Raw genomic sequence first — 15,927 nt, 5'->3', positions numbered from 1 at the left:
AAGCGGGGAACGGGGAACAGGAAACGTCGGCGTTTGGTTTGATTGCCGAAATCCTGCTCGCGTCGTGCAAAACGTTCCCCGTTCCCTGCTCGAAACACTCCGTTCGCCACCCCCCACTTGGGCCTACACTCCGGCACAACCATCATGGGTGCCAGATCCTTCTGGCTGGAGCACACCATGACCGAACGCCGCATCCTTCGCCGCATCCGTGGCAGCGATACCTCCGACGGGGCGGGCGTAAAGCTCAAGCGCATCATTGGCCAGCCGGGGCTGGACATGCTCGACCCATTCCTGTTGCTGGACGAATTCCGCTCCGACCAGGCGGACGACTACCTTGCCGGCTTTCCGGAGCATCCGCACCGCGGTTTCGAAACCGTTACCTACATGCTTGCCGGGCATATGCAGCATGGCGACAACCACGGTAACCGCGGCGATCTCAGGCCCGGCAGCGTGCAGTGGATGACTGCCGGCCGGGGCATCCTGCATTCGGAAATGCCGCAGCAGGAAAACGGCCTGATGTGGGGTTTCCAGCTGTGGGTGAACCTGCCGGCCAAGGACAAAATGACCGAGCCGCGCTACCAAGATATTGATCCGGAACACATTCCCGTTGTGAGCCCGGTCAAGGGAGTGACGCTCAAGGTCATTGCCGGCCATTTCGGTGACGTAACCGGTCCGGTGTCGGGAATTGTCACCGCCCCGGTGTACCTGGACATCGCCGTGGAAGCGGGCGCCAGCATCGAGATCCCGTTGCCGGAAGGCCACCACGCTTTTGCCTATGTATTCGATGGCACCGACGCTCAGGTTGCCGGCGAGAAGCTCCTGCGCAGCGAGCTGGCGGTGCTGTCAAACGGCGACAGCGTGCGCATTGCGGGGCGCGAAGCCGCCGCGCGCGTGCTGTTGGTGGCCGGTCAGCCCTTGCAGGAACCGGTCGCCCGCTACGGTCCGTTCGTCATGAATACGCCCGAACAGATCCACGAGGCGATCGCCGACTTCCGCGCCGGCAAGTTCTAAACCAAGCAAAGCTTCAGCAACCCAATCGCCCTGCCGATAGACCTATCGGCGGGGCGATGTGCGTTGGGTCACAGCACGAAGGAAAGGGGCAACGTCCGAAGAGCTGAGGCATGGACGATGCATCAACTTCCACGTCGGCAAGAGTTAAAGATTTGCAGACAAAAGGGCTTGCGGGAGAGTTTTTCAGGGCGTTAAATAGACATTAATCCGGGCGTAAGCCTAGACCTGTAGAATGTCCTTCCGTAAAGTTTTTAGAAATCGCAGTTAACTAGTTGTTTTGACAGACTATGACTATCATGACCTTCACCATCATCGTGGTTCTCGCGCTGGCCGCCGTGGCGGTGAAACGTGTCCCGGTAGGACAGGTCTACAGCCTCTACCGCAACGGCAAGCCGGTTCGCCTGCTGCAGCCGGGCACCCATGTAGTGCTGCCGCTGCTCGACCGCGTCGGCCATCGCATCGATCTCGGTGGCCGCGTACTGCGTTTCGATGCCTCTTTTGCCGAAACCACGCCGGTGCAAGGCACGGTCTATTGGCAGGTGCTGGAACCCGAGCGGGCCGATGCGGTGATCGAAACCGCCGACCAGCTCATCCGTAACAGCGTGGAGCAAGCGCTGCAAAGCGAAGCCGAAGCCGACCAGCAACAGCGCCGCGAAGTCGCGACCCGCCTCAAAGGCAACCTCAACCAGCAGCTGCGCCTGCGCGGCGTGATGGTCACCCGTGTGGAGCTGGACGCGGCCGCTTAAGCAAAAACCGATCTGGCCAGGCTGCCCAAGAAGCACCGGCCCAGGGGAATGTGAAAAAGTTCGACCCGCTGCGGCGGGTCTTCTTTTATCCGGAACTCAAAGGGATACTGCGCGGCTTCCCGCGTCCTGAGGCATCGCGATGACCGACCGCTCCGCCCTGCAAATCCAGCTCGAGAAGGGTATCGCCGGGCTCGGCCTTGCCCTGCCGGCGGAGGCCGTGCCGCGCCTGCTCGATTACCTCGCGCTGCTGGAGCGCTGGAACGCGGCCTACAACCTCACCGCGATCCGCGACCCGGCCGAGATGGTGACTCGGCATCTGCTCGATTCCCTGGCCATCCTGCCCCATGTCCGCGGCGAAACGCTGGCCGACCTCGGCACCGGCCCCGGCCTGCCGGGCATTCCGCTGGCGATCGCCGCACCCGGGCGGCAGGTGCTGCTGGTCGATTCCAACGGCAAGAAAGTGCGCTTCCTGCGCGAAGCCATTCGCGCGCTGAAGCTGGAAGGCGTGCGCGCCGTGCAGTCGCGCGTGGAAGAGGTGGAGGGCCAATTCGATTGCATCACCGCGCGCGCCTTCGCCAGCCTGGCGGACATGCTGGCCTGGGGCGGGCATCTGCTGGCGCCGGGTGGAGTGTGGCTGGCAATGAAGGGCAAGACGCCGGATGAGGAGCTTGCCGCCGTGCCACCCGCCTTTGCCCTGCACGGCATCCACGCGCTGACCGTACCGGGGCTGGGTCCGGCGGAACGCCACCTGGTCATCCTGGAGCGCGCAAACGCCGTGTAGGCTGGGATGGTAATCCCAGCTTGCCATGCGGCATTTCGATGCTGGGATTGCCATCCCAGCCTACACGCCAACACCTGAATACCTCAGGCTTCGCCGCCCCCTTCCTGCTAATCTAGCCGTCCTTTTCGAATCCCATCCACGGTACCGGACGAGACATGGCCCGTATCATCGCTGTCGCCAACCAAAAAGGTGGCGTCGGCAAGACCACTACCGCTGTCAATCTCGCCGCGGCGCTCGCTGCGGCGAAGCGCAAGGTGCTGCTGGTCGATCTCGACCCGCAGGGCAACGCGACCATGGCATCGGGCGTGGACAAGCACGATGCCTCGCCCAGCGGCTGCGAAGTGCTGCTTGGCGAAGCGGCGATCGAGAAGGCCATCGTCACCACCGAAGCGCATTACGACCTGCTGCCGGGCAATGGCGACCTGACCGCGGCCGAGTTGAAGCTGATGGATGCGCTGGCGCGCGAGAACCGGCTCAAGGAGCAACTCGCGAAAGTCAGCGGCAAGTACGACATCGTCCTGATCGACTGCCCGCCCACGCTGCATCTGCTCACCGTCAACGCGCTCACTGCGGCGAACAGCCTGCTGGTTCCGGTGCAGTGCGAATACTTCGCACTGGAAGGCCTCTCCAGCCTGCTCGACACCGTCAAGGCCGTGCGCCAGCACCTGAATCCGCAGTTGGAAATCGAAGGCCTGCTGCGCACCATGTACGACGTGCGCAACAACCTCGGCAACGAAGTGTCCGCGCAGCTCACCCAGCATTTCGGCGACAAGGTGCTGCGTTCGATCATTCCGCGCAACGTGCGGCTCGCCGAGGCGCCCAGCCATGGCCAGCCGATCCATCTTTACGATCGCAGTTCGCGCGGTGCGATCGCCTACATCGGCCTTGCCGGCGAAATCATTCGTCGCGAACGCGGCTCGCAGGCGGCGGTGGCGGCACTGCACGCCATGCACGGCGACTCCCCGGAGGAGTCCGCCGAGGCCTCGGCCCATCTGGATCAGGAGTAATACGCAAGCATGTCTGCGGCGAAGAAACGTGGATTGGGGCGCGGGCTCGATGCGCTGCTTGGCGGCGGCGAGACCGGCGCGCCTTCGGTAATCGAGCAGGAAGGCGAGCTGCGCTCGCTGCCCATCCAGTACATCCAGCCCGGCAAATACCAGCCGCGCCGGCACTGGAACGACGAAGCGCTGGACGAACTGGCCGCCTCGATTCGCGCGCAGGGCCTGATCCAACCCGTGGTGGTGCGCGCGCTTGGCAAGAACAGCTACGAGCTGATTGCCGGCGAGCGCCGCTGGCGCGCGGCGCAACGCGCGCAGCTCAGCGAGATTCCTGCGCTGGTGAAGGACGTGCCCGAAGTGGCCGTACCGGCGATGGCGCTGATCGAAAACATCCAGCGCCAGGACCTCACGCCGCTGGAAGAAGCCGATGCCATCAAGCGCCTGATCGACGATTTCGATCTCACCCACCAGCAGGCCGCCGATGCCGTGGGCCGTTCCCGCGCGGCGGTATCCAACATGCTGCGCCTGATCGACTTGCCCGCTTCGATCAAGCGGCTGCTGGACGACGGCAAGCTGGAAATGGGGCATGCCCGTTGCCTGCTCACCCTGCCCGAGTACCAGGCCGAAGCGCTGGCGTTGGAAGCGGCGCGCAACAATTGGAGCGTGCGCGAACTCGAAGACGCCGCCCGCAAGGCGCAGACAGCGCCCAAGGGCAAGGCCAAGAGTGCGCCGGCGCGTGATCCGAACATCGACGCGCTGGAACGCGAACTGGCCGAGCGCTTCGCCACCAAGGTGGAAGTGGCGCACGGCCGCGGCGGTCGCGGCAAGCTGGTGATCCACTACCACAGCAATGACGAGCTGGATGGAATTTTGGGCAAGCTGCGCTAGGCCTTACATTCCGGCGCAGACAGCGCCGCTCGTTGCTATCGTTTACGTCACAAGGCCTTATTCCATGCCGCAACTCTCCGTCGTCGTGCCCGTCTTCAACGAACGCGACAACATTCCTTCCCTGCTCGCCGAAATCGCCGCCGCCCTGCGTGGCAAGCTGGATTTCGAGATCGTGTACGTCGACGACGATTCCAGCGACGACAGCCGCGCGGTCCTCAAAGCGCAGAAGGCGAGCTACCCGGAGCTGCGCGTGCTGCATCACGTAACGCGCAGCGGCCAGAGCACGGCGGTATGGAATGGCGTGCATGCCGCCAATTCGCCGTGGGTAGCCACGCTCGACGGTGACGGCCAGAACGATCCTGCCGATATCCCCAAGCTGCTGGCCGCGCGCAACACGGCCGAGGGCAACGTGAAGCTGTTCGCCGGCTGGCGTACCACGCGGCGCGACAGCTTCAACAAGCGCATCTCCTCCAAGATCGCCAACGCCGTGCGCTCCCGCATGCTGCGCGACGCCACGCCAGACACCGGTTGCGGCCTGAAGCTGTTCGAGCGCGAGGTATTCCTGCGCTTGCCCTACTTCGACCACATGCACCGCTACCTGCCGGCCCTCGTCAAGCGCGCAGGCTTTGCCAGCCAGAGCGTACCGGTGGGACACCGTCCGCGTACCGCCGGCAAATCCAAGTACGGCATGCTCGATCGCCTGTGGGTGGGTATTGCCGACTTGCGCGGCGTCGCCTGGCTGATGCGCCGGGCCAAGGTGACTCGCGTCGAAGAGCTTTAAGGATGCTCTGATCTATTCCACGTACCCGTCACCGCACTGTATGCGCGCCTCGCAGCTAGTAGGCTGGGATGCTAATCCCAGCTTCCCGCACGGCATCCCGATGCTGGGATTGTCATCCCAGCCTACTCGCTTACGTCGCTGCGAGCCTTCTGGACGTCATGCCGGGCACGCGGAATAGATCAGAGCATCCTTAAGAACCGGATCACATTGTCTGAATGATGCAGGCGTATGCTTGGCGGATGTAGCGTCCGCCAGGAGGCCCATCTGTGAGCATCGCTGTCAAACGCATCTATGATCCGGTCACCGAGTCGGATGGCTATCGTGTGCTGGTGGATCGTATCTGGCCGCGTGGCCTGAAAAAGGAAGACGCAGCGCTGGATTTATGGGCCAAGGAACTGGCGCCCAGCACAGCCCTGCGTAAGTGGTTCGGTCACGATCCGGTGTGCTGGGAATCTTTCCGCCATCGCTATGCCAGCGAACTGGACTCACACAAGTCGTTCTGGCAGCCGCTGGTGACGCGCGCGGAGCGTCACCGGGTGACGCTGCTGTTCGGCGCGAAGGATGAAGACCACAACCAGGCGGTTGCCTTGAAGATCTACCTGGAAAATTGGATGAAGGCGAACGGACTGCGCTGATGCGTGTGGGGGTTCGCACCCCGGCCTAGCGCGGCGACTGACGCCATGCCTCCAAGGCCATGCGCATCTTGTCCCGCCCTAGTTCGATCAGCTCTCGCGCACGGTAGAACTCATAAGCGCTCGACACATTGCGCGCCAGCTGCACCAGCAGATCCGGCTGATACGCCGCCAGTCGCAAGCGCGACAGATTGGCCTGCATCAAGTCCATCGATTGCCCGAGCAGTTCCAATGCGCTCGGTTCGCGCGGCTTGATCGATTCGGTCGCCTTCAATTCTGAGCCGGGCAGTAGCCGATTCAGCAGGCGGCCGATGCCGCCCCTGGGTTTGGCGTCGCCCGTGGACATCTCCACCGGCGTCGTCGTCTCGGCTGGCCCATCGATGCTTACCGCGATCATGTAATCGGCCGGTTTGCCGATCAGCGGCGTGACCGGCACCGGATTGAGCAGTGCGCCGTCCACCAGCACGCGCCCTTCCAGGATATGCGGGCGAAACAAGGTGGGAATTGCTATCGACGCGCGCACCGCATCAAACAAGGAACCGCGTGTCAGCCACACTTCGCGCTCGCGCTCCAGATCGGTAGCGACCGCGGTAAAGGCGATCGGCAGATCTTCAATGCGTGTGTCGCCGATCAGCTCGAGCATGGTGCCGATGATTTTCTCGCCCTTGATCAGGCCGCCGCCGGCGAAGGAAAACGACCAGTCCACCAGTTTCAGCACGTCGAACTTGTCCAGTGTGCAGACCCAATCGCGATAGACGTCCAGCTTGCCGGCGGCATGAATGCCACCAATCAAAGCGCCCATCGAACAGCCGGCGATGGCAACGATGCTGAAGCCCTGCGCCTCAAGCTCCTCGATGGCGCCGATGTGAGCCAGGCCTTTGGCGCCTCCCGCGCCCAGCGCCAGAGCAACACTGGGCTTGCGCGGTGTTTCGTTGTTGCCGGCGTGCGGTCGGATCTCGGTGGACGGCATGAGTGGCGCGATTTGGCAAGACGGCTTATTGGTAACCGGTCAAGGCGAGCTGAAGCATGATCTTCATTTCCTCGCGCAAAGGCAGCGGGGCGACGATCTCCGCATCCGGTCCGTATTTCAACACGTCCATCAATAGCTCGCGCGAATTGGAATAAGGCAATTGCAATTCGTACCGACCATCGGTGAGCCAGGTGCCTTTCTGCTGCGAATGCCAATGCTCGTCGGCCACCCAGCGTGCGGCATGCGCGGAAAAGCGAATGGTGGCCCAGGCTTTGGGCTTGCCGGCGAAGATGCCATAGCTGGAAGCAAGCAGATCGTTGAGCTCGTTTTCGGCGACGTCGTTGGCGGCCGCTTCCAGCGTGTGCGGGTCGGCAATGCGATCCACCGCGAAACTGCGCAGCGCCTCGCGATCGTGATCCCAGGCGTCCAGGTACCAGTTGTCGCGATAGTGCGTCAGCCGCTGCGGCGATACCGTGCGCTTGCTTTCGTTATTGGTGGTGCGGGCACGATAAAGAAAGCGCAGCTGCTTGCGATCCAGCACCGCGCCGGCGGTGATGCGGAACACCTGCTGGTCCAGCTTGCGTTCACCCCAAGGAATCACGCGGATGCGCTCCACCGGCAAGGCCTTGCCGCTGGCGCGATCCGACAGCAGATGCTCGATGCGCGCCTTGAACGGCGCCAGCGCGCCGGCCAGCACGCCGGGCCCGCTGCGGCCGATCAGTTCGTTCAAGGCCAGCAAGGCCGCCAGCTCATCGGAGGTGAGCCATAGGCCCGGCAGCTCGAAACGCTGACCTTCCGTGGCTTCGTAGCGGAACGCGGCGTGTTCGCCGCCGGCGCTCTCGATCGGGGCGCCCAGCGCGTCGCGCAAGAAGGCGATGTCCCGGTAAAGGGTCGCGCGCGAGCATTCAAGCTCGTCCATCAGCCGGGGTAGCGGCACCGGGTAATGGGCCGATTTCAGTAGGCGGTGCAGGGTAAGAATGCGCTCGTAGCGATCCATGTCGACATTCAGCAGGGGGTTTTGTGGTCATATGTAGCATGGATAAGCTACGTGACGCCCGCAAGCGTGCGTGGAACTTTCCCTCATCCATAAGGACATGGACATGGTGATCTTCCCCAATCCCATGACGTCATTCAGAGTCGACCCTGCGAGTCCTTCGGTGGGACTGGCGCCCATGCTGCTGGAGGTCCTGGCCCTTTGCGGCTATGGCCTGTGGCTGCTGCTCGGCTTGGCGCTGGCCCTGGGCCTCTACAGCCCTGGACGCGGCGCAGCCCTGGTGCCGCTGGCGCTGGGCTGCGTTTTCGTCAGCGCCGGCCTGTTGGCTGCCTGCCTGCGCTTGCGCAGCTCCCCCCAATGGCATGGCTGGCGGATCGGCCGCATGCACTGGCCGACCGGCGAAGCCTTGCTGGCGCTTGCCGCCTATATGCCCATGCTTGGCCTGGCCGGCCTGGTGAGGGGCGAAGGCGATTTTTGGGCCACCCGCATCATCAGCGTGGTACTGGCGTTGTGCAGCCTGGGCTGCCTGATTACCAGTGCGTATGGCTATCGTACGCGGCGACTGGCGGATCAAGCCGGCGTGGCCGCCCAATTGCCCATCAGCCGGGTGCTTTCGGCCTGCTACGGTGGCGGTTTGTGGCTATGGGTTTGCCTGGTCTTCCAGGTGGATATGCCCATGGACCCTGAAGACACCTGGCCGTGGGCGATCAGCCTGCTGCTGCTGGCCATGCTGCTGGGCCTCGTCGATGGCGTGGCCTGGCACTCGCTGCGCGGTTCCGCCCTTGGCCAATCGCGGCAGCGCCCGCAGCAGGGCTTGCAGTGGCGGCGATTCCTCGCCGCCGGCCTGATCTGCGCCGTACCTTGCCTTAGTCTGCTATTGATTCCGGTTCTGCCGGCTGGTCGTTGGCTGGCACCTTTCGCGGCGGCCGCCTACATCGTCGGCAAGAGTTTGGAGCTCTGGCTGTATGACTTTGCCCTGACACGCTTTGCCCCTGGGCCACCCTAGGGATGCTCTGATCTATTCCACGTGCCCGGCATGACGTCCAGAAGGCCCGCAGGGTGTGCCGCGCGGCACAGGGCAGACTGGCCGTCTGTTCAAGCCGCGGGGCACACCCTGCGGTGACGGGTACGTGGAATAGATCAGAGCATCCCTAGCCGCCCCAGGCTTGTCACGACCCCGCCACTAAATCGCTCTAAATATTCACTGAGGATTCAAGCCGGGCCGCTAAAGTGGCGGGTCCTACAACAGCTTTTTAACATTGACGATCCAGCGATGAAAAACCTGCTGATGACCGGCCTGGCGCTTGCGGCCCTGGCCACTTTCACCGCCCACGCGCAGGACGCGTCCTCCGGCACCCAGACCAGCACCGGTACCTGGACCGGCTCCGGCGAGCTGGGCTTCGCCTCCACCACCGGCAACTCCCGTTCGCAGAACGTGAACGCGAAGCTGAATCTGAACCAGGAAACCGACCAGTGGAAGAACAGCTTCTTCGCCGACTGGTTGCGTTCCAAGGGGCAGGTCACGGTGACCAACGCACAAGGCCAGGCAGTCAAGCAATTCGACACCACGGCCAACCGCTATGACCTCGGTGCGTCCGCCGGCTACAAGCTCGATCCTCGCAGCTACATAGTGGCCGCCGGCCGCTATGACCACGACGACTTCGCTGCTTATCGCTGGCAGGGCACGGTTTCGCTCGGCTACGGCTACATGGCTCTGAAAACCGATCGCACCCAGCTCTCCTTCGAAATCGGCCCGGGTTACACCGAATACCAGCCGGCCACCGGCACGCACGTCGTCAATGGCGTGGAAGTGCCGCTCAAGGAACCGCGCCAGAGCCAGGCGGTGGCGCGCGGACTGGTGAACTACAAGTATCGCCTCACCGAAAACACCGCGGTCGACGACACCTTCCTGATGGAAGCGGGCAACAAGAACACCTATCTGCAGAACGATATGGGTCTTGCGGTGAGCATGACCAAGAAGCTCTCGATCAAGGTGGGTTTCCAGGTGCGCCACAACAGCAACGTGCTGCCTGGCATCCGCCACACCGACACGCTGACGACGACCAATATCGTCTACAACCTCTGATCGCGTAAGGTGAATCCTGCGCTGTCACACCCCTCCATGCACTCGCATGGAGGGGTTTTGTTTTGGGAAGTCCCTCACGTACCAACATCCACTTCCTGCACAGATGTCAGCCTAAAACTACTTAGTTCCAGGCAAACGCCTGCTACAACCTCTGCGCCAGATACCAAACACTCCCCGCTCGTCAATTTTTTGTGAAAGCTTGCTGGTTGAGCAGGTAGGGAGTGGTGGTGATGAAACAAAAGACTCGTATCGCGTCGGCGATTGCCGTGGCGTTGATGATCGGCGCGGTGCAGGCCCAGTCACAGGATGCTACGCAAGGATCAGGCGTCCAACAAAAGCAGCCCCAACAGCTGCAAGGCGTTACGGTTACCGGCTCGCACATCCGCAGTGTGGATGTGGAAACTTCGCAGCCGGTGTTCACGATGGATCGGCAAGCGATCAAGGCGACGGGATTGACCAATCTCAACGATATCCTTTCGCGTATGCCATCCATTGGCACGCCCAACATCACACCCCAGGACACGGTGCGCAATGGCATGGATGTCGGTGGGCGCTACGTCAATATTCGCAATCTGGGTTCACAGCGCACCCTGGTGCTGGTGAATGGTCGCCGCTGGACCACCAGCTTAAATGGGCTGACCGATCTTTCCACCATTCCCGTCGGCATGATCGATCGCATCGACGTCCTGAAGGATGGCGCCTCCTCGGTTTATGGCTCCGACGCGATCGGCGGCGTGGTCAATATCATCACGCGCGAGCGATTTGACGGCGCGGAAATCAACGCCTATTACGGCCAGAATCAGGCTGGCGACGGCCAGCAGAAGAACGCCGATTTCACTTGGGGGCACAACGCAGAAGTCATCTTTCATGCTGAGCGCGTCCTATCAGGACCAGGAACCGATGTGGGATAGCAAACGCGATTTGTCGCGCTATCCGCGCGGTCCTCGCCATCCTGGAGATGGCTGGGGCATGGGACCATGGGGCAACGTAACGGATCCTCGTCCTGCAGGCACGCCGGGTGCAGGCGCTTACGACCCGACTACCGGCAACTGGAACCCCAACCATTACGTAATCAATCACGGTAATCTCAATAGCGGTGACCTTGCCGACTACCATCTCTACAACGGCAGTAATGCCGACAAATACAATAGCAACCAGGACATGACCTTCCGTGCGGGTACGACGTTGAAGAACCTGTTCCTGCAGGAGCGCTACCAGCTCACGGACAACATTACCTTGCGCGGGACGGCCAGCTACAGCAGCCGTAACAGCTCAAGCCAGTTGGCTGGTTATCCGTTCTCGGGCACGCTAGCGCCAGATAGTCCCTATAACCCGTTTCCCGGCTACGAGACCCCTTTTTCCCGTCGCATCACGGAATTGCCGCGCACCACTTGGGCTAATTCGCGCCTGATGCATGTCGACGTCGGCGCGGATGGCTATTTCAACTTCCTTGATCACGAGTGGAATTGGGACGCGACGTATAACTACTCGCAAACGCGCATCAAGCAGACCACAAGCGGCAACCTGTACCTGCCGAACGTGAATAACGCCATCAACCCGATCCTGGGTCCGGATGGGCGACCTGCCTGTGCTGATCCAAGCGGTGGCTGCACCCCCTGGAACATCCCTGCCGGACCCGGTGCAACACCCCAGTCGGTACTCGACTATGTCAATTATGTCGGTACCGCTCGCCAGACCAGTCAGACCAGCGACTTTACCGCCAACGTCGGCGGCGGCTTGTGGGATATTCCTCATGGCGGCACGCTCAGCATCGCCGGCGGCTTCGAGCATCGCCGGGAAAAAGGCACATTCACGCCCGATCCCAACGATGCAGCGGGTCTCACCACCAATCTGGCCAGTGATCCCACCAGTGGTCGCTACAACGTCAACGAGGTTTATCTCGAACTGGACGCGCCCGTGCTGAAAGATCTGCCAGGCATCCAGGAGTTCGGCGTCAATATCGCCAGCCGCTATTCGCACTACAGCAGCTTCGGTAGCACCACCAACAACAAGTACAGCGTACGCTGGCGACCGATCAGTGATTTGCTGGTCCGAGGCACGTTCGCCAAGGGCTTTCGCGCGCCGACGTTGCAGGATCTGTACGGCGGCAGCGCCCAAAGTTTCGAGCCTTTCCTCGATCCGTGCGATAGCGTATACGGCGCGGCAGTCAGCAACCCTGCCGTTGCAGCGCGTTGCAGGACATCGGGTGTTCCTGCTGGCTACCGTCAAAAGGACCAGGCGGGCACTCCGATTACCAGCAACGGCGGTGGTCAGACCCCGGTGCCGTTCAACGACGTTTCCAATCCCAACCTGAAGCCGGAACGTTCGACGACGCGCACCTTCGGCTTGGTTTACAGCCCGCATTACATCGAAGGCTTGGACATTACGGTGGATTACTATGACATCCGCCTCAAAAACACCATCACCAGTGTCAACGCCGCCAATATTCTGGATTACTGTTATGTGCAGAACGTGCAGAGCTACTGCAATCTGTTCACGCGCAATGCCAATGGAGAAATCACCCAGCTGGATGAAAGCCTGTACAACTTGGGTTCTTTGAACACGCAAGGCTACGATGTAGGCATCCATTACCGCCTGCCGGAAACGCCCATCGGGCAATTCCGTATTTCATCCGATAGCACCTATCTCACCAAGTACCAGGTCACTACGGCGCCTGGCGCCATAGCGCAGGATCAGGCGGGTTTTATGGACGGCGAAGACGGACTGTACCGCCTGCGTTCGAATCTACAATTGGACTGGAGCTACAAGCAGTTTGGCGCGAGCTGGACGGTGCGTTATTTCTCGGGCCTGAAGGATTCCTGTTACAGCAACGTGGCCCCGGTGATCGAGTGTGGCGATCCCACCTATACCAATCCATGGATAGGTAGCTATGGCATCGCGCAGAAAGGCTCGGTGGCGTTCAATGATGCGCAAGTGCGCTACAACACACCTTGGAAAGGCGCAGTGTCCTTGGGCGTAAACAACCTCTTCAATCGCCAAGGGCCGTACTACTACAACGTTACCAGCGCCAGTTCCAGTCCGCCGTATAACCCGCAGTTTGACGTGGGCCGTTTCTTCTATCTGCAATACAACCAAAAATTTGATTTGTAATGCGGATAGCGGTGAGCCCCCTCGCGCAAGTGGGGCTCATTGCCTCGAACATGGTAGCCATGGACAAGCGGATAAGACGCCCAGAAGCCGCGGCTTATCAAACATCGTCAACGGGGCGATCCGCGTCCGCTGCTTGCATCTGTTGCGTTTAACGCCCCAGCAACGTCGCAGCGCCCTGCGCGAACAACGCCTGAGCCACCTCGTTGCCTAGCTTAACCGCGTCATCGCTGGTGCCCTCAGCCTCGGCCGACAGCAAACGCCCACTGGATACATCACCCACCATGCCGCGCAGGTGCAGGCCACGTTCGGTTACCGTGCACCATGCACCAACCGGTACCGTGCAGCTTCCGCCCAGGGCCTGGTTCATCGCCCGCTCGGCGGTCACCGCCAGGCGCGTTTCGGCATCGTCCAGCACGGCGAGCGTTTCAAGGACTTCGGTTTGATCGGCGCGCGCTTCGATGGCGATGGCTGCCTGGCCGGGCGCGGGCAGCCAGGTTGGCGCGCCTAGCCGGCTGCGGATGCGATCGTGCAAGCCCAGCCGTTCCAGGCCGGCGCAGGCGAGAATGATGGCGTCATACAGGCCATCGTCCAATTTCTTCAGACGTGTACCGACATTGCCGCGCAGGTCGAGCAGTTCCAGGTCGGGCCGCGCCGCGCGCAGTTGAGCCTGCCGGCGCAGGGAGGAAGTGCCGACGCGTGCGCCGTGCGGTAGCGCCATCACATCGCTGTAGTGGTTGCTGACGAAGGCATCGGCAGCGTCAGCGCGAGGCAGGATGGCGGGCAAGCTGAAGCCGGCCTCCAGTTCGGTGGGCACGTCCTTGAGCGAATGCACGGCCAGGTCCGCGCGGCCTTCCAGCATGGCGACCTCCAGCTCCTTCAGGAACAGTCCCTTGCCGCCGATGGTCGCCAGCGGCTGGTCCAGGATCTCGTCGCCGCGCGTGGTCAGCGGCACCAGTTCGACCCGCAGGCCCGGGTGCGCCGCGCGCAGCAGGCTTGCCACGTGCTCGGCCTGCCATAAGGCAAGCGCGCTCTTGCGGGTGGCGATGCGCAGTAGGGAAGGCGACATGACGGCTCCGGGGACGGCGGCAGCAGCTATTGTCGCGCACTTAACCCATGCGCAGCAGCTTGCGTAACGCAGGCAGATTGCGGCGGCTGACTTCCGGACTGAAGTCGGTACCCGCCAGGCGCGCCAGCACGCGCCCGTCGGTCAGTGTTTTCAAGCCGATCAGCCGATTCGCCGGCACCAGGCAATTGCGGTGCAGGCGTATCAAATGATGCGGATAGGTTTCTTCAAGCTGGCGCAAGGAATCATCCAGCAGCAACTGGTCGCCCGCGCGATGCGCCACCACGTACTTTTCTTCCGCCAGCAGGCAGATCACTTCATTCAGCGCGATGCGGACAGGCTCTCCCCGCACGCGCGCATGCAACCAGCCCAACGGTTCGCGTGGCTGCGATTCGAGCCGCAGGCGCACGCGCTTGAGCGCTTCACGCAGTCGCTCCACGCGCACCGGCTTGAGCAAATAGTCGGCGGCACCCAATTCGAACGCATGCACGGCATGCGCTTCATAGGCCGTGCAGAACACCACCTGCGGGCGCGTGCGATCAGCCAGCCGCGCGGCCAGCGTCTTGCCGTCCAGGCCCGGCATATTGATGTCCAGCAGCAGCAAATCCGGCTGCTGTTCGGAAATCGCCGCCAACGCCGCCTCGCCGTCGCCCACGCTGCCGATGACCTCGACGTCCGCGCATTCTTTCAGCAGGGCATCCAGTCGCGCCCGTGCCAGCGGTTCGTCATCAACGATCAGTACGCGCATGGCGAATCTCGATAGGCAAGTGCAGCCTCACCACGAACCGGTTTCCTTGCGGGCCGGCCTCGATGCTTGCCCGCGGCCCGAAATGATAAGCGACGCGCTGGCGCACGTTGTTCAGGCCATGGCCGCTACCTCCGACGGTGGGACTTTCGGCCAAGGGGTTGTCGATCTCGATTCGCATCATGGAGCCGCTGCGCACACCGCGTAGTATCACTTCGCCGCCTTCGCGCAGCGGCTGCACGCCGTGGCGCACGGCGTTCTCCACCAACGGCTGCAGCAGCAGGGTGGGCATCGACGCCTGTTGCGGCAAACCGTCGATTTCCCGCCGCACGCGCAGGCGTTCGCCCAGCCGCAATTGCTCGATGTCCAGATAGCGATCGACCAGTTTCAGCTCCTCACCCAGCGTGCCGCTATGCGTGTCGTCCTGCCCCAAGGCCGCGCGGAACAGCTCGGAAAGGTCCTCCACCGTGCGCTCGGCCGCTTCCGGATCCACGCGCACCAGGGCTGCCACTGTGTTCATGCTGTTGAACAAAAAATGAGGACGAATGCGTGCCTGCAACGCCTCCACCTTGGCGTGCGCTACCGCGGCCAGACGCGCCTGCCATTCGGCCAGCACGTAGAAATAGCGCAGCATGGCTGCGCCAAGCAGGGCGGCGATCAGCGCGTTGTCCCGCACAAAAGTGTTGGCGCCGGCCGGGACCAGCCCCATCTCCAGCATGCGGTCCATCCACTGCGCCAGGAAGCTGCCCAGGGTCACGATCAGCACCATCACCAGCCACACGCCGGCATAAGGCAGCAGGCCCGGCAGGCGCAACAGCCAAGGACGCAGCTTGCACAGCGCCACGCCGATCACCATCGCCACCCACTCCACGAACAGCATGCCCACGCTGTAGCCGCGTAAGCCGCGCGTACTCTGCGGTGCGAGCCATGCCAGGGTTACGCATAGCGCTCCCACCACCAGCAGCGCCGAGATCACCGGCAGACTGCAGAAGTCCGGCAGCGGGCTGCGTGGCGGTGAAGCAGGTTTGGTGGCGGTTCCCGGCATGCGCGCAAGTATGCCCGCAGCGGGCTTGAGATGCGCTGATTCGACGATGCCCTGATCTATGCCACGTACCCTTCTT

General features: G+C 62.4%; 16 protein-coding genes. 11 read left to right on the top strand and 5 right to left on the bottom strand.

The window, feature by feature from the left end:
• Positions 1–177 precede the first annotated feature (177 nt).
• From QQJ96_RS10150 to QQJ96_RS10120, 7 genes are all read left to right on the top strand, one after another.
• Positions 178–1,011, top strand: a complete 834-nt coding sequence (locus tag QQJ96_RS10150) for a pirin family protein (protein WP_284331877.1) — start codon at positions 178–180, stop codon at positions 1,009–1,011.
• 287 nt (positions 1,012–1,298) lie between these two features.
• The gene (locus tag QQJ96_RS10145) at positions 1,299–1,757 is read left to right on the top strand and encodes an SPFH domain-containing protein (RefSeq protein WP_284331876.1); all 459 of its coding nucleotides are present in this window, start codon (positions 1,299–1,301) and stop codon (positions 1,755–1,757) included.
• A 139-nt stretch (positions 1,758–1,896) separates the two neighbouring features.
• Positions 1,897–2,538, top strand: coding sequence for a 16S rRNA (guanine(527)-N(7))-methyltransferase RsmG (rsmG, locus tag QQJ96_RS10140; RefSeq protein ID WP_284331875.1), 642 nt, complete (start codon positions 1,897–1,899; stop codon positions 2,536–2,538).
• Positions 2,539–2,693: 155 nt separating this feature from the next.
• A complete protein-coding gene (locus QQJ96_RS10135) occupies positions 2,694–3,545 on the top strand; it encodes a ParA family protein (RefSeq protein ID WP_284331874.1) in 852 nt (283 codons plus the stop codon).
• Between the two features lie 9 nt (positions 3,546–3,554).
• The gene (locus tag QQJ96_RS10130) at positions 3,555–4,424 is read left to right on the top strand and encodes a ParB/RepB/Spo0J family partition protein (RefSeq protein ID WP_284331873.1); all 870 of its coding nucleotides are present in this window, start codon (positions 3,555–3,557) and stop codon (positions 4,422–4,424) included.
• 64 nt (positions 4,425–4,488) lie between these two features.
• The gene (locus tag QQJ96_RS10125) at positions 4,489–5,205 is read left to right on the top strand and encodes a glycosyltransferase (RefSeq protein WP_284331872.1); all 717 of its coding nucleotides are present in this window, start codon (positions 4,489–4,491) and stop codon (positions 5,203–5,205) included.
• A gap of 266 nt (positions 5,206–5,471) precedes the next feature.
• Positions 5,472–5,840 carry a DUF488 domain-containing protein gene (locus tag QQJ96_RS10120; RefSeq protein WP_284331871.1) on the top strand — a complete coding sequence of 123 codons (369 nt, stop codon included), beginning with the start codon at positions 5,472–5,474 and terminating at the stop codon, positions 5,838–5,840.
• A 25-nt stretch (positions 5,841–5,865) separates the two neighbouring features.
• Here the strand turns inward: QQJ96_RS10120 and QQJ96_RS10115 are convergent, their stop codons facing one another.
• Together QQJ96_RS10115 and QQJ96_RS10110 are read right to left on the bottom strand one after the other, a co-directional pair.
• The gene (locus tag QQJ96_RS10115) at positions 5,866–6,807 is read right to left on the bottom strand and encodes a patatin-like phospholipase family protein (RefSeq protein WP_284331870.1); all 942 of its coding nucleotides are present in this window, start codon (positions 6,805–6,807) and stop codon (positions 5,866–5,868) included.
• A 25-nt stretch (positions 6,808–6,832) separates the two neighbouring features.
• Entirely contained in the window at positions 6,833–7,804 is a 972-nt protein-coding gene (locus QQJ96_RS10110; RefSeq protein ID WP_284331869.1) for a helix-turn-helix transcriptional regulator, read from the bottom strand.
• Positions 7,805–7,874: 70 nt separating this feature from the next.
• Here QQJ96_RS10110 and QQJ96_RS10105 point away from each other — a divergent pair, with 70 nt between their 5' ends.
• From QQJ96_RS10105 to QQJ96_RS10090, 4 genes are all read left to right on the top strand, one after another.
• A complete protein-coding gene (locus QQJ96_RS10105; protein ID WP_284331868.1) occupies positions 7,875–8,807 on the top strand; it encodes a hypothetical protein in 933 nt (310 codons plus the stop codon).
• 267 nt (positions 8,808–9,074) lie between these two features.
• Complete coding sequence (locus QQJ96_RS10100) at positions 9,075–9,887, top strand: DUF481 domain-containing protein (protein ID WP_284331867.1); 813 nt, start codon at positions 9,075–9,077, stop codon at positions 9,885–9,887.
• 230 nt (positions 9,888–10,117) lie between these two features.
• On the top strand, positions 10,118–10,798 hold the full coding sequence (locus QQJ96_RS10095; protein ID WP_284331866.1) for a TonB-dependent receptor plug domain-containing protein: 681 nt from the start codon (positions 10,118–10,120) through the stop codon (positions 10,796–10,798).
• Positions 10,755–12,998, top strand: coding sequence for a TonB-dependent receptor domain-containing protein (locus QQJ96_RS10090; protein WP_284331865.1), 2,244 nt, complete (start codon positions 10,755–10,757; stop codon positions 12,996–12,998). Before QQJ96_RS10095 ends, QQJ96_RS10090 begins: the two co-directional genes overlap by 44 nt.
• A 148-nt stretch (positions 12,999–13,146) precedes the next feature.
• On the opposite strand, the gene hemC is transcribed toward QQJ96_RS10090, so the two are convergent.
• The 3 genes from hemC to QQJ96_RS10075 are packed head-to-tail and all read right to left on the bottom strand — an operon-like array spanning position 13,147 to position 15,851.
• On the bottom strand, positions 13,147–14,064 hold the full coding sequence (hemC, locus tag QQJ96_RS10085) for a hydroxymethylbilane synthase (RefSeq protein WP_284331864.1): 918 nt from the start codon (positions 14,062–14,064) through the stop codon (positions 13,147–13,149).
• Between the two features lie 40 nt (positions 14,065–14,104).
• Entirely contained in the window at positions 14,105–14,809 is a 705-nt protein-coding gene (locus QQJ96_RS10080) for a LytR/AlgR family response regulator transcription factor (protein ID WP_284331863.1), read from the bottom strand.
• A complete protein-coding gene (locus QQJ96_RS10075) occupies positions 14,790–15,851 on the bottom strand; it encodes a sensor histidine kinase (protein WP_284331862.1) in 1,062 nt (353 codons plus the stop codon). Before QQJ96_RS10075 ends, QQJ96_RS10080 begins: the two co-directional genes overlap by 20 nt.
• Positions 15,852–15,927 lie beyond the last annotated feature (76 nt).

The sequence above is a fragment of the Dyella flagellata genome (assembly GCF_030160275.1).
Taxonomy (GTDB): domain Bacteria; phylum Pseudomonadota; class Gammaproteobacteria; order Xanthomonadales; family Rhodanobacteraceae; genus Dyella_B; species Dyella_B flagellata.
This window is presented reverse-complemented; position numbering and strand designations above follow the sequence as displayed.